Source organism: Intestinimonas butyriciproducens (assembly GCF_004154955.1).
Classification (GTDB): Bacteria; Bacillota; Clostridia; order Oscillospirales; family Oscillospiraceae; genus Intestinimonas; species Intestinimonas butyriciproducens.
This window is the reverse complement of record NZ_CP011524.1, coordinates 2,101,098-2,115,266: the sequence shown is the minus strand read 5'-3', so window position 1 is coordinate 2,115,266 and position 14,169 is coordinate 2,101,098. Positions and strand designations below refer to the sequence as shown.

General features: G+C 61.1%; 12 protein-coding genes. 4 read left to right on the top strand and 8 right to left on the bottom strand.

What is annotated here, in order from left to right; all coding sequences use genetic code 11:
• Nucleotides 1-73: 73 nt before the first annotated feature.
• The 4 genes from SRB521_RS10565 to SRB521_RS10550 all read left to right on the top strand — a co-directional run bounded on the left by SRB521_RS10565 (nucleotide 74) and on the right by SRB521_RS10550 (nucleotide 3,405).
• Nucleotides 74-877, top strand: coding sequence for an NAD-dependent protein deacylase (locus tag SRB521_RS10565; RefSeq protein WP_075703559.1), 804 nt, complete (start codon nucleotides 74-76; stop codon nucleotides 875-877).
• A 125-nt stretch (nucleotides 878-1,002) separates the two neighbouring features.
• Complete coding sequence (locus SRB521_RS10560; RefSeq protein ID WP_075703560.1) at nucleotides 1,003-1,551, top strand: DUF2975 domain-containing protein; 549 nt, start codon at nucleotides 1,003-1,005, stop codon at nucleotides 1,549-1,551.
• A gap of 11 nt (nucleotides 1,552-1,562) precedes the next feature.
• Nucleotides 1,563-1,781, top strand: coding sequence for a helix-turn-helix domain-containing protein (locus SRB521_RS10555; protein WP_033117791.1), 219 nt, complete (start codon nucleotides 1,563-1,565; stop codon nucleotides 1,779-1,781).
• A gap of 100 nt (nucleotides 1,782-1,881) precedes the next feature.
• The gene (locus SRB521_RS10550) at nucleotides 1,882-3,405 is read left to right on the top strand and encodes a DUF4153 domain-containing protein (protein ID WP_075703561.1); all 1,524 of its coding nucleotides are present in this window, start codon (nucleotides 1,882-1,884) and stop codon (nucleotides 3,403-3,405) included.
• A 103-nt stretch (nucleotides 3,406-3,508) separates the two neighbouring features.
• Here SRB521_RS10550 and SRB521_RS10545 read toward each other — a convergent pair whose 3' ends face one another.
• The 8 genes from SRB521_RS10545 to SRB521_RS10510 all read right to left on the bottom strand — a co-directional run bounded on the left by SRB521_RS10545 (nucleotide 3,509) and on the right by SRB521_RS10510 (nucleotide 14,146).
• Nucleotides 3,509-4,087 carry a xanthine phosphoribosyltransferase gene (locus tag SRB521_RS10545; RefSeq protein ID WP_033117793.1) on the bottom strand — a complete coding sequence of 193 codons (579 nt, stop codon included), beginning with the start codon at nucleotides 4,085-4,087 and terminating at the stop codon, nucleotides 3,509-3,511.
• Nucleotides 4,088-4,107: 20 nt separating this feature from the next.
• Nucleotides 4,108-4,809, bottom strand: a complete 702-nt coding sequence (locus SRB521_RS10540) for a gamma-glutamyl-gamma-aminobutyrate hydrolase family protein (protein WP_075703563.1) — start codon at nucleotides 4,807-4,809, stop codon at nucleotides 4,108-4,110.
• A gap of 127 nt (nucleotides 4,810-4,936) precedes the next feature.
• Complete coding sequence (locus SRB521_RS10535) at nucleotides 4,937-6,070, bottom strand: hypothetical protein (protein WP_116721809.1); 1,134 nt, start codon at nucleotides 6,068-6,070, stop codon at nucleotides 4,937-4,939.
• A gap of 32 nt (nucleotides 6,071-6,102) precedes the next feature.
• Nucleotides 6,103-6,690 (bottom strand): lactate utilization protein, encoded by a 588-nt coding sequence (locus tag SRB521_RS10530; protein ID WP_075703564.1) that lies wholly within the window; start codon nucleotides 6,688-6,690, stop codon nucleotides 6,103-6,105.
• An 18-nt stretch (nucleotides 6,691-6,708) separates the two neighbouring features.
• Entirely contained in the window at nucleotides 6,709-7,578 is an 870-nt protein-coding gene (locus SRB521_RS10525) for a YitT family protein (protein WP_033117796.1), read from the bottom strand.
• A gap of 20 nt (nucleotides 7,579-7,598) precedes the next feature.
• A complete protein-coding gene (locus SRB521_RS10520) occupies nucleotides 7,599-9,848 on the bottom strand; it encodes a DNA gyrase/topoisomerase IV subunit A (RefSeq protein WP_116721808.1) in 2,250 nt (749 codons plus the stop codon).
• A 33-nt stretch (nucleotides 9,849-9,881) separates the two neighbouring features.
• Entirely contained in the window at nucleotides 9,882-11,609 is a 1,728-nt protein-coding gene (locus SRB521_RS10515; protein WP_116721807.1) for a stalk domain-containing protein, read from the bottom strand.
• Between the two features lie 68 nt (nucleotides 11,610-11,677).
• Complete coding sequence (locus SRB521_RS10510; protein ID WP_116721806.1) at nucleotides 11,678-14,146, bottom strand: hypothetical protein; 2,469 nt, start codon at nucleotides 14,144-14,146, stop codon at nucleotides 11,678-11,680.
• Nucleotides 14,147-14,169: the final 23 nt, after the last annotated feature.

Sequence of the window (14,169 nt, the reverse complement as noted above, 5' to 3'; positions counted from 1 at the left end):
CTATTCAGCGAACTGAATATTTCAGTTGAATATTTCTTCCATGTGCTGTACGATTGGCACAGGAGGCGATTATATGGACAATATTGAGATCCTTCAAAAAATGATTCACAATAGCAACAACATAGTCGCGTTCACTGGCGCTGGCTGTAGTACGGAATCCGGCGTGCCGGACTTCAGGAGTCCAGACGGTATCTTCAACCAGAATGTCAGGACTAATGGCAACGTATCCACCGAGAGCGGGATCCCGGATTTCAGGAGCGTGGACGGGCTTTACAACCAGAGCTATCGCTATCCGCCGGAGACGATCATCAGCCATAGCTTTTTTGAACGGGACCCGGAGGAGTTTTATCGCTTTTATAAGGACAGGATGCTCTATCTGGACGCGGCGCCCAATGCCGCCCATCGAAAACTGGCGGAGCTGGAGCGCGCGGGCAGGTTGCGTGCGGTGATCACACAGAACATAGACGGGCTCCACCAGGCTGCGGGCAGCCGGGAGGTACTGGAACTCCACGGCTCCGTCCACCGTAACTACTGCACTAGGTGCGGCAGGGAATTTGACGCCCGCTATGTCAAGAAGGCGGAAGGCGTTCCCGTGTGCGACGCCTGCGGCGGGATGCTCAAGCCGGATGTGGTCCTCTATGAGGAGGCGCTGGACAGCGATCTTATGTACCGGGCGGTAGACTATATTCGGCGGGCGGAGGTGTTGATCATCGGAGGCACCTCTCTGGTGGTATATCCGGCGGCCGGACTGGTGAACTACTACCAGGGTGATAAGCTGGTCCTCATCAATAAGAGCCCCACCGCTATGGACATGCGGGCCGATCTGGTCATCTCCGGCCCCATCGGCGAGGTGCTTGGGCAGATCCAAGTGAACTGACCGGACAGCCGGACGACCTGCGGGTCGTCCGGCTCTTTTTTAATATTTTTATTGAAAAACAGTAAAAATATATTGACATACAGAGATATGAATGGTATGATGGCCGCAAGAAGGGGGAAAGTCCCATGGAAAAAACAGGGGTACAGAGACTGGCCGGCGTGCTGAAGGTCCTGGTGACCATTACCTTTATCTGCAATCTTGCGGCGCTTCCCGTGGTGCCTGTTCTTGTCATGATCGGGAGGGAGGGACTGGGACTTTTGGGCCTGTTCTCTTCTGACCCGGGACTGGGCGGCCTCCTGCTTTTGGCGCGGGCGGGGGAGATGAACGAATATGGATATGTGCTGTCCGTATTTCTGGTGTTTTGCGGAGGATGCACCGCCGTGATCCTCTGGCAGGGACGAAGGGTCCTCAACACCATTCTGGCGGGCGATCCTTTCGCCATGCCCAACGCCCGCAATCTGCGCAGGGCGGCGGTGTGCTGCTTTCTGATCGCGGCGGCGGCGCTGGTCCGGACGGTGTGGGGCTTCGGCTATTACGCCTCTCTCAGGCCGCTGTTCACCTATAACGCCCTCTTCTGCCCGGTTTTTCTGATGGGAGGGCTGCTGTGCCTGGTCATGTCCGCGCTCTTCCGCCAGGCGGCGGAGCTGAAAGCGGAAAACGACCTGACGATTTAGGGGGCGAGACCATGCCGATTGTAGTCAACCTGGATGTGGTGATGGCAAAGCGAAAAATGAGCCTGAACGAGCTGGCCCAACGGGTGGACATCACCCTAGCCAATCTGTCCATTCTGAAGAATAACCACGCCAAAGCGGTCCGCTTTACCACACTGGAGGCCATTTGCAGGGCGCTGGACTGCCAGCCGGGAGACATTCTGGAATATGTGCCGGAGGAGACGACGAAATAGGGGAACGCCAGCCGGAGGCGCGGCCGCCGTGCGCCTCCGGTATTTGTCACGATATGAAATACCATAAAATTAAAAATATGAAAAATAAAGGGTGATATAGATGACGGAATCCAATGCGCTGCCAATGCCCTCCCACCCGGCGGGGAGCAGGAGGCACTACCAAACGGACGGCAGGGAACGGGTGCTGCTGGTGCTGGCGCTGGGGCTGGGCTTTCTGACGGCGGACCTGTGCCTGGCGATGTGGTACGGGGTACCGGCGCTGGGGGTCACGCTGCTGGTACTGCTCTGGGAAGGAACACTGCTGTGGTATGCCAGGGAGGGGACCGGGCTTCCGGAGAAGGCAAAGCGGGGGGCGGGCCTGGGCCTGACCGTGGCGGTGGTGCTGCTGGGACTGTGCTTTTCGCTGTGCGTGAGCTGGCTCTGGCTGCTGAACGCCCCCGCTCTGCTGGCCCTGCTGGTCCTGCAAATGTTTCAGCTCTTCGGTCCGGCACGGCGGGCGTGGAGCTCTCCGCTTATGCTGGCCGAGCGGGGCTTCCTGCTCCTGGACGGCCTGTTCGGACAGCTCGGCGCTCCTTTCCAACTGCTCTTGTCCAGGAAACGGGAGCGGGGCCGCCGGCGGCTCTGCATCCTGCTTGGACTGTGCTGTGTGATCCCGCTGCTGATGCTGGTGGCGCCCCTTCTGGCCTCTGCGGACGCGCTGTTCGACCGGCTGACGGCGGAGACGCTCCGATTCCTCTATGAGCATTTTGGGAGCCTGCTGGGCAGGCTGGTGCTGGGACTGTTTCTGGCTCCCTTTCTCTTCAGTCTGCTCTACTTCCTCCGCAGGGGGGAGGCACGGGCGACCGGGGCGGGGCAGGAGGGAACCTTTGTGGTCGACCCGGCCCTGCCGGTGACGGTGCTGCTTCCCCTGGACCTCCTCTATGTCCTGTTTGCCGCGGTGCAGTCCGCTGCCCTCTTTGGGGGGAGCGCCTATCTGGAGGCGGCAGGAATCAGCTATGCGGAGTATGCCCGCAGCGGGTTTTTCCAGCTTGTATGGGTGTCCTGTATCAACCTGGCGGTGGTGGTGGCGGCGGTCCACTTCTGCCGCAGAGAGGGAAAGCTGTGGCTGGTGGTCCGGGCCCTCTCTACGGGGATGGTCGCCCTCTCCTGCCTCATGCTGGTCTCCGCGGCCTGGCGCATGACGCTCTATGTGAGTACCTACGGGCTGTCCGTCAAGCGCCTGCTCACTTACTGGGGAATGGCCCTGCTGGCGGTATTTTTCGGGGCGGCGCTCCTCAAGATCTGGCGCCGGGACTTCGGATTCTTCCGGGTGCTGCTGGCGGCAGGCATAAGCGGATGGCTACTGCTCAACCTCCTCCGCGTGGACGCGGTGGTAGCAGAGTACAATGTGGAGGCCTACCTGACAGGCAATATCTCTGCCCTGGATGTGGCATACCTGGCCGGACTCTCCGACGAGGCGCTGCCCTCACTGGCACGGCTGCCGGCGGATATGTCCGTATACGAGTACGAGGAAGGGAATACCGTGGGGCGGCTGCTGGAAGAGAGAAGGGTACATGCGGCCCGGATGGCGGGGAGCTGGCGCACATGGAATCTGGCGTCATGGAGGGCGGCCCGGAGCGGTTGAAAAAAGCGGTGCAGTTTTTGTAAACTGCACCGCTTTTCAGAATTTGTCTGTATGGCAGCCCTGTGCCCGGTGTTTGGGAGGGGCAACTATTTTGGGACAAGTCCTAGTCGTCTTCCGCCAGAATAATCCGCCCGTCCTCGATGTGGTCCACCGTGACCAGGGATTCCACCCGCATGCCCATACGGCGCAGAACGTCTCCTCCATCCTTGGTGGCCTTTTCAATGGCGACGCCGATCCCGGCGATTTCGGCCCCCGCCTTGGAGGCGATTTCCAGGAGGCCCAGGATAGCCTGCCCGCTGGCCAAAATGTCGTCCACCAGCAGGACCCGGTCATCCTCATCCAGATACCGCCGGGAGACCCGGATGGTATAGGACTTCTCCATAGAGAAGGAGTGGACCTCCGCGGTGTAGACCGAGGGGTCGATGTAGCCGGTCTGGAACTTCTTGGCATATACCGCCGGAACGCCCAGGGCCAGGGCCGTAAAGCAGGCGACGGCAATCCCGGAGGATTCCACTGTGAGGACCTTGGTGATCTTTTCCCCTCTGAAGCGTTTGGCCAGAGCCCTGCCCACCCGCTCCAGAAGCGCCACGTCCATGCAGTGGTTGAGAAACATATCCACCCGGATGATGTCCCCGTCTCCCAGCTCTGCGTCTTTTAAAATGCGTTTTTTCAGCTCATCCATAGTGTGTCAGATTTCCTCCGTTATTTCATAGCAAGATGAGGGGTCGATGGGATCGGGTCGGCGCAGAGGCGGATAAACCACTCAAAAAGAAGGGCGCCGTCCGCGGCGTCTGGCCTGCGCATGGCGTAGCTCATTCGCTCGGGGTGGAACTGCACGGAAAAAAGAGGGAGGGTTTCGTGTTCGAGCGATTCTGCAATCCCGACTTCCGACCAGGCCGTGAGGCGCAGACCGTCTCCAAGCCGGTCCACGGCCTGGTGGTGGGAGCTGTTGGAGGAAAAGACGGGCCCGTAAAGGCGGCGGAGCAGGGAGTTTTCCTCTGTCCGCAGCGGGTGGATTCTGTCCACATCTGTGCCGGGCGTCCGGCGGTGGAACAGGTTCCACTCCGGTCCGAGGTCCTGGAGCAGGGAACCGCCCAAGACCACATTCAATACCTGGTGTCCCCGGCAGATGCCGAAGATAGGCTTTCCAGCCGCGGCATAGGCCTCCGCGAGAACGAACTCGGCGGCATCCCGGTCGGGATCGATACCGAGTGAGCCGCAGTTTTTCTGGCCATAGCGGTCGGGATCAATATCCTCGCCGCCGCAGAGCAGCAGGCCGTCATACCCGGCGTCAGGCTGGGGACAATAGCCGCCCGCCACGCTGCCCCCGGCCCGGAGAACGGCGTTTTCATAGTTTTGCCAGCCTGAGCGGGAGGCTGAGAGCAGAATGCAAGGGCGTTCCATAGATGCTTCCTCCCAAGAAAAGGGATATCCAGACTCCCATTATACCTGAAACAGCGGAGAACTGCAAGTGGACGCCGCCCGAAACCCCGGGACGGATGGGAGAACCGGCGGATATGGTGCGGAAAAATTATGTGGTCGAGGTCTCTGAGAGGGATTCCCCGCAGGAGGGGTATTCCTGGGTGTCCCACACAAAGCCGGACTCGGACATCTGGGTGTCGGTGAGGAGGAGCCCTTCGGCACGGGAGGGGTCCACGTGGCGGTGGACATTCTGCTCCACCGTAACGATGGTCCAGAACCTGGGGGTCCCTTCCAGCGTCCCATCCACCACAGTACACTCCACACCGGCTAGGTCGCAGAGCAGCTTATAGGCCAATGCCAGCCCCTCGCTGTCCGCCTGGCCCTCTACCAGGGCGGCATAAGCGGTGGAACCCGATACGGAAGGCGCCGGGAGCGGCGCGTCCTGCGCTTCTCCCAGCCCGGTATGCTCCCGCAGGGCGCGGTACAGGACGGGAATGAGGGCGGAATTCCGCAGGCCGGTGCGGTAGGGGTCCACCAGGACCTGTGCGGCGGAGGTGAGGGCCTGACTCTTTTCCCGCAGGAGCTCCGGCTCCTCTGGATAGGTGAAGAGCACCTCCACCACCCGCTGCTGACCGCTCTCGGGATAGAGGTTCACCACGGCCTCCGGCAGACCCAGGGCGGCGGCGGGACTGTCGTAGTAGGCCTGACGGATGAGCCGGGGAATGTAGTCGTCCCCCTGGGCCTGGTCGAAATAGTTGACGCGGAAGGCGGTCTCCGGCACGAAGGAGGTGAGGGCGTCCCGAAGTTCTCCGCGGATGGCGCCGCTGCCTGCGACGGTGTTGACGGAGGCCACCTGCTCGGCGGTGCGGCGGTAATCGATACTGACCGTAGCCTCGTAGTAGGTGGCGATGCGGACGAACTCAGGCTTGATCCGGTCCACTGCATAGGCGCCCAGAGGATCATCGTGGCTCACCTCATCACAGGCGTCCGAGAGATTTTGCCGCACATTTCCCTTCCAGTTACGCAGTCGGATCACGCCGGATTCCCGGTGCTCGGACACCAGGCTAAAAATGGCGTCCACCAGTTCCGGGTAGGTCTCCACCCACACGGTGGTGGAGTCATCGGCAGCCGCCGGCAGCCTGGCGTGGGGCGTGACCGACAGATAATCCCGCTCCAGCATGGCGGCGCAGCCCGTGAGGGACAGAGACAGACACAGGCACAGCGCGAGAAGCCGCTTTTTCACGGGCACACCTCCTTTTTGATGCGTCAAGGGAGTCAGAAACCCAGGTCCTCATCCACCAGCACCACCTCGAAGTCCATCGAGGAGGGCTTGCGCCAGTAGACTACCAGCGCGCTGCAAATGCGCTCCGGGCTCTTGCAGTCATAGCACTTGTCGCCCTTGACAGCGCAGGGCGTTTTTTTCTGGAGGCGTTGGGCATTTTTGGGCCCGGCAATATTCCGGGCCCGCCAGAGGGCCGCGTCGTAATCGGGGGCCAGCTTGTTCCGCCCCACGATGAAATAGACCTTTTCGTGGCCGTAGAGGCCGGAGGCCACCCGGTTGCCGGTGCCGTCGATATTGATGATCTCGCCGGTCTCGGCCAGACCGTTGACAGAGGAGAGGTAGATCTGGGTCTCAGACGCCTCCTGAGCAGTCCCGCCGGCCCAATGCCAGACGATCCGGTTATGCGTCCCCAGCCGCTCGGCAAGGCCCATATCCCGGATGGTCACAGAGCCACCGATCCCAATGCTCTTTCCGTCCAGCGTACGGTCGAGGTAGTCGCAGGCCTCCGCCGCGGTGGCGAAGCAGGAGACGGTGAAGCCCCGTGCCTCTAAGTGTTCTCTTACCCGTGCAAAGTCGGCCATCAAGGGTCGCTCCCTTCTTTACAGATCGTTTTGTTTGTACTCCCGAAAACCCTCGCCCATGACCTCATGGGCATCGCATACGATGAGGAAGGCGGCGGGGTCCAGCTCCTTCACCAGCTGCTTCATCGTGACGATCTGCCGCTGCTTGAAGGCGCACATGAGCACTTGTTTTTCCTGACCGGACCAGGCACCCTCGCCGTGGAGGATAGTAACGCCCCGGTCCAGGTCCCGCACCAGGGTGTCGGCGATCTCCTTATGCCGGTCGCTGATGATATAGGCCACCTTGGCGGTGTCCAGGCCGTAGAGCACCATATCCATCACCATGGAGGAGATGTACAGCGCCACCACGCCGTACAGGGCGCTGTCCACATTGCCGAAGGCGGCGGCCACGGCCAGAATGACTACGAGATCAATGACCATCAGCAGCTTGCCCATGGGCAGCCAGGCCATTTTCAGCTTCAGCAGCCGGGCGATGAGGTCGGTACCGCCGGTGGTGGCGCCCTGAAGGAAGACCACGCCCAGGGAGAGACCCATGAGGACGCCGCCGTAAATGGTGGCCAGCATGGGATCCATGGGCTGGAAGGTATAGATGGCGTTCAGGGCGTCGATGGCCGCGGAGGAGACGAACATGGCGAAGAGAGAGGTCACCAGCAGGTGCCCTCCAATGAACTTCCACCCCAGGATGAAGAGGGGAATGTTCAGGATGATGACCACCGTGCCGATGGGAGCCCAGGGGAGGATGGCATTGATGATCTGGCCCACGCCGGTGATGCCGCCGAAACCGATGTGGTTGGGCGCGTAGCACCAGTTGAAGCCGAACGCATAGACGACGGAGGCCAGGGTGATCCAGACATAGGTCAAAAAGGTTTTTCCCGGAGATTGTTTCATAGCAGCACCTCAAAAGAGAATCAGGACGGTTCCATCAGGGACATCTGCTCCTCGCCCCGGTCCTCCTCCCTGAGCAGGGCGCCGGCCACAGGCAGGGAACGCGCCCGATAGCGGGCGGCATTTTGGATAGGGGTGGCGGACAGCGGGGCGGCACCCTCCAGCCGGTATTTGGGCTTGAGCGTCATAATGTTGACCCCCTGGGTAGAGCGGGTGGCTTTCGGGGCAAGGGAGGCGGTGTGGAAGATCAGGGCGCGGCCCTCGGTGGACCAGACGGCCATCTCCATCTCCTCCCGCAGCAGATAGGCCGTCACCAACGGGCTCTTATCAGAGTATGCCCCGGTCAAGCGCTTGCGTCTCGTCTGCGTCTGATAACCGGAGAGTTCTACCCGGGCCGCCTTGCCATTTTGGAAGAAAAACAGCAGATTTCCGCTGTAGTCGCCGGGGACGCAGGCCCAGACAAAGCTCTCGCCCTCGTCGAAGCCCAGCTTGGTGGGGAGATAGTCGCCCAGTACGCTGGCCTTGGCGTCGTCGAAGTCGCTCATACGAGTCTTATAGCACTGCTGCTTGTCGGTAAAGACCAGCAGCTCGTCCCGATTGCCGCACTCCCAGGAGAGAAAGGCACCGTCGCCCTCCTTGTACTTCTGCTCCGAGCTCATGCGCAGGGACTGGGGGGTGATTTTTTTGAAATAGCCCTCCCGGGAGAGGAAGACGTTCACCGGATAATCGGGGATGTCCTCCTCCGGATCGGAGGATTCCAGCGCATGTTCGTAGACCAGCGCAGTGCGCCGGGGGACCGCATACTTCTTCTTCACGTTGACGAGCTCTGAAATGATGATCTCCTTGACCCGCTCCGGGCGGTTCACGATGTCCTGAAGATCAGCGATCTCCTGCTCCAGTGTGGAAGTCTCTTCGATGCGCTTGAGGATATACTCCTTATTGATGTTCCTCAGGCGGATATCGGCCACATATTCGGCCTGGACTTCGTCAATGCCGAAGCCGATCATCAGATTGGGCACCACCTCGGCGTCCTCTTCGGTGTCCCGGATGATCTGGATGGCCCGGTCGATATCCAGCAGGATGCGTTTAAGGCCCTTCAAAAGGTGGAGCTTGTCCTGCTTTTTCTTCATAACGAAGTAGGTCCGGCGGCGGACGCCCTCCATCCGCCAGGCCGTCCACTCCTCCAGGATCTCCCGCACCCCCATGACCCGGGGCATGCCGGCGATGAGGATATTGAAGTTGCAGGCAAAGGAGTCCCGCAGCGGGGTCATGCGGAAGAGCTTGGCCATCAGCTTGTCGGGGTCGGTGCCCCGCTTGAGGTCGATGGCAAGCTTGAGGCCGGTGAGATCGGTCTCATCCCGCATGTCGGAGATCTCCTTGACCTTTCCGCCCTTTACCAGCTCGGCCACCTTGTCCATGATGGCCTCCACAGTGGTGGTATAGGGGATCTCATAGATCTCGATCAGATTTTCCTCTTTGACATACCGCCACTTTGCCTGGACCTTGAAGGAGCCCCGCCCGGTCCGGTAGATGGCGGAGAGCTCTTCCGCGTCGTAGAGCAGCTCCCCGCCGGTGGGGAAGTCGGGGGCCTTGAGAGTGGCGGTGAGGTCGCAGTTGGGATTTTTGAGATAGGCCATGGTGGCGTCGCACACCTCGCCCAGATGGAAGCCGCACAGGTTGGAGGCCATGCCCACGGCGATGCCCTGGTTGGCGGATACCAGCACGTTTGGAAAGGTGGTGGGCAGAAGGGTGGGCTCCTGGAGGGTGCCGTCGTAGTTGGGGACAAAGTCCACCGTATCCTGGTCAATGTCCCGGAAGAGCTCGGCGCAGATGGCATCCAGCCGGACTTCCGTATAGCGGGAGGCCGCCCAGGCCATATCCCGGGAGTACACCTTGCCGAAATTGCCCTTGGAGTCCACCAGCGGGTGGAGGAGGGCTCCATAGCCCCTGGAGAGGCGGACCATGGTGTCGTAGATGGCCTGGTCGCCGTGAGGATTGAGCTTCATGGTCTGGCCCACCACGTTGGCGGACTTGGTCCGCGCTCCGCCCAGCAGCTTCATCTGATACATGGTGTAGAGAAGCTTCCGATGGGAGGGTTTGAACCCGTCGATCTCCGGGATAGCCCGTGAGACGATGACGCTCATGGCGTAGGGCATATAATTGATTTCCAGGGTCTGGGTAATGGGCTGTTCCAGCACTTCGGCATGGAGGCCCTGCACATTGGGGTTGTCCACCCGTTTGGCCCCCTCCTGGGGGCCCTTTTTCTTAGCCAATGGTATCAGTCCTTTGCGAAAAATAGAGACGGATCATGCGGAGAGGGCGGCGGAGAGAGACGCGGCGCTTAGCCCGGGGACAGGGAGAACGGCGCAGGAGAAAAGCGCGTCGTTAAACAGGGCGGAGGTCGCCTCGCTCTCTTTCAGGAGGAGATAGCGTTTTCCGCGGGAAGTCTCCCAGACGGATTGCCCAGTCATATCGTTGCGGGCCCACCAGTTGTAGCCGTCCAGATAGTTCTCATAGGCTTCATCCCAGGAAGAGAAGGCTTCCTTCAGGCGCACGGCGGCGGGCTCCAGCAGGGCCAGAGCCTCGGGGTAGGTGAGATAGCCCGCCTCATAACCCCACTGGACCAAATTGCTCATGCGGAAGAGGTCCCAGCACAGGATGCCCCGATCCCCCCATTTTTCCGAGAGAGCCTTGGTCTGCGGCCACATATAGCGGTCCACCTCCCCGCTTTCATTCAGCAGCTCCTGATAGCCGGACGCGCTGAGGCCGTTGACCAGTCCGGCGGCCTCCTGGAAGGAATCGTTGTGACCGTGGAGCGTCATGGAGCAGACGGTCGTGATGAGGGCCTCCCGGCTGTCAATGCCCCAGTCGTCGGAGAGGGTCCGGCGGCAGCTCTTGTAGGGGGGATCGTTGGTGGTGTAGGCCCCGCTGCCGCTGCCGGCGACCGGCAGCCCCCGGGAATAAAGGCCGAACCAGGAGGGGTCACCCGCATTCAGGGAGGAGAGTATGGCCCCCATGGGAAGCGCCCAGGCCTCCAGATTGGAGTCGCCGACCGCCGTTTTGTCCTCCTGAACGTCAACCCGGCGATTCTCCGCATCCCAAGTCACGCTCTGGTCGAAGAACTCCGCGACATAACGGGCCGGGATCAGGGTGCGGCCGTCGGCGGCGTATGGAGCTACGTCCATCTGAATGGCCTTGCCGTCCACTGTGGCGGTGGTCTGATTCAGGGTCATGATCACCTGGACGCCTGCCCGGGTCATCACGACCTGGCTGGTCTCCTGCACCCACTCCACATCTGCGCCCAAGTGCTCCGCCAGCGTGCGGATGGGGATCATCGTGCGGTTATTGCGGATTTCTGGCTGTGCCGCGGTTACGCCCCCCACGTTGTACCCTGCAAAGAGCTGATGTCCGTCCAGATAGAGGGCCACTCGGTTCTGATAGGCATGGACGGCCTGGGCGACCTTTTCACGGTCCCCGTCGCTCACCTGATCCATATAGGGCGCATCATAGAAGTCGGCCAGCGTCAGGCCGAGGGCGGTGAGGTTCCGGTCCAGGGATACGGCCAGATAGGGACTGTAGTCGAAATCATAGAGCAGGGCCGCGCGATTCGACCAGAGGCTCAGGGCGTAATAAACAGAGTCCAACTGGTCTCCGTTCTGGTCCTTCCAGTTGCTGGCGGCCGCGCTGAAGGCGCGGTAGGCGGAGTAGTAGGCCCTTTGGGCCCCGGCGGCATCCGGGGCGTTCTGGGCATACCGCAGCCGCAAAAGTCCGGTCTCATAGCACATGCCCGCGGAGGTGTCGGCCACCTCTGCGCCCGCGTCGGGAAGCTGGGCCCCGGCTTCGGCCTCGGCGCGCAGAGAGAGCACCTTGGCCCAGTTCTCAGACTGGTAGACCTCGTCTCCGGGGAGCACCACATAGTTTTTTTCCGGGATCCAGCCCGGCGGTGTGGGCGAGTCCGACGCCGCAAAGGCGGCAGGCAGCAGAGCACACAGGTAGACCAGCGCGGTGACAAAAGAATACAGACGCCGTCTCATTGAAAAACTCCTTTCTTTACCGGGAAAACGCAGGAAGCGGATCCATGCCAGGGCGGAGAGACGGGATATCAGCCGCCAAACGATTCATCCACAGGGACCACGGCGTCGCCCTCCGGCGGGGTGGTCTGGGGCTCCTGGCTGGTGACGGAGGTCTCGCTTTCCACGGAGATGGCCATTTTGCAGAGGTTTTTCACATGCAGCTCCAGGTGGAAGGAATCCTCTTTCCCGTTGAAGGACCAGTCGCCGGCCAGACGCATGTCCAGCAGGAAGGAATATTCGCTCTCGGGCCGCAGGGCAAAGCTGCCGTCGATGGTGCCGTCTTCGCCTACGGTGAGCGTCAGGGACAGCTCCCGGAAGGAGAGGTCGTAGTAATAGGAATCGCCGAGAACGCCGTAGAGGAGCGCGGTGAGCTCTTCGGCGTCCAGCGCGAGGACATGATCGCTGCCCTTGGCCTCGAATTGGTCGTCGCCCAGTACCGCAGCCGTCATGGACCCGGCATTCAGGATGTTCTGATAATAGTAGACGGGGGAGATGTAGGGAGATTGCAGATCGGAGGCCAGGGAGGCGGCGGCTACTGCGGCGCCGACGGTAGCGGTAGCCCCGGCGGAAGTGAGGCCGCTGTCCCAGGAGAGCCACACGTCTTTGGGGTAGGTCTTGCCCATGATGGAGAAGAGGGAGGGGAAAGAGGAGGAGGTGAGATAGAGCATTCCGCTTTCATAGTCGGCCCGGATCTGGAAGTCTCCGGCCCGAAGCAGATCCATCAGGGCCTGGAACTCCGTGCCCGCATCCTGAGAGAGATAGTCGTACATCTCGTCGCCCAGCAGACCGCGGATCAGCTCTTCCAGCTCGGAGAGGTCGTAGGTGCCGGAGAGTTCCATGCCGGCGGGGGAGAGAAGCTGGCGGAAGGCGGCGGAGACGGCATAGGTCTTGTCCCCGTCGATGGAGTTGAAGAGGGTGGTATCCAAAGCGATGGTGCAGTCGGTCTGGTGATTCTGCCCCGAGGCGGGGGCCCACTTCGCCAGCGCCCCGTTGAGAATGGTGAACGATTCATCCATGGCCGCCGTAGCCTCCTCCGGGTCCAGCAGAACAGCGGTCTCGAAGTTTTGATCCCAGTAGACGGTATAGCCGGCCTCCTCGGCGGAGGCGCGCAGGGGGGAGTAGCCGTTCGTGGTGACGGTCTTGGGTGTCTGCCCCAGGGCCTGGGCCAGGATTTCGGAGGGCACAAAAGTGGTGCCGTCCTGGGCGTAGGGCTTCTGATCTGACCCGAACTGGAGGTACACGCCGTTTACCATGATGCCCAGCTCGCCGGGGACGCCGCCCAGCAGTTCCTTTTCCGCATCATAGTCGGCAGGAGCCACCCACCACCAGTCGCCGTACTCTTGGTAGTCGATCCACTCGCACAGCAGATAGTCGTGGAAGTCCTCCTCGGTGTCCAGCTCCTGGTTGAGCATAAACCGCTCCTTGGTGTAATAGGAGTAGTTTTCCGCAAAGTAGGCGTCGGCGTCGAAGTCCGCAGTGGAGCCGGGGTTTGCCGCCTCATAGTCGGCGATACGTGCGGCACGCTCTTGGCGGGCCTTCAGGGCGCTGATATAGGCATACTGGAGGTATTCCAGGAACTCCTGATCGTCAGAAAGTCCGTAGTCCTCCATAAAGGCGGTCTTGGGATCCTGATAGCCGTAGTGGTCGGCCAGATAGGCCATGGGATCGAACCCCTCCAGTACGCCGGGGTGCTCCGATGCGTAGGCGGCCACTTCGTCCCTCTGGGCCTGCTTCAGGTCCAGCTCGTCCAGGTACTCGCAGAACATGATGTCCCGGAACGCCGCGTCGTCTTTCGCACTGGAAAAAGAACTCATGTACTCCTCTTTTTCATAGTAGGGATGATGCTGGGCAAACCAGGCGTCGGCGTCAAAGGCGGCAAAAGCGCCGGGGTGAGAGGCCTCATACGCCTCTACCCGCTGCCGGCGGTTGTCCGCCTCCAGCAGGCCGGAGACATACTCATACTGCATGTCCAGGAGAAAGTCCTCCTCGGTCGCCAGGCCATAAAGGACCATATACTCCTCTTTGGTATAATCGTAAGCGCCGTAGTTGGTCTCGAACCAGGCATCGGCGTCAAAGGCGGCCAAAGTGCCGGGGTGGGCGGTCTCGTACGCTTCCACCGTGGTCCTCCGTTCCTCCTGGTAGAGCTGGAAGGCGATGTACTCATCCAGCATCTCCTGTTGGAAGTCCTCCTCCGTGGACCCGTTCCAATAGAGGTAGTCCTCCTTGGTAGAGTAGTCGCCGTAGATGGACGCGAACCAAGCGTCGGCGTCAAAGGAAGCGGCCTCCTCGGGGTGGGCGGCCAGCCAGGCGGTTTTCTCCGCCTCCCATTCGGGCTCTCCATCCGAAAGCGATTCGTCGGGCGTTGTGGTCACGGCCACAGCGACGTCCGGAAACACATCCGGAACAGAGGGGATCTCCGGCGCTTCGACAGCCAGAGCGGGGGTGAGCAGGGACAGGGACATAGCGAGAACGAGCATCGATGTGAGCAGCTTTTTCATCGTGGGACCTCCTTCTATCATTT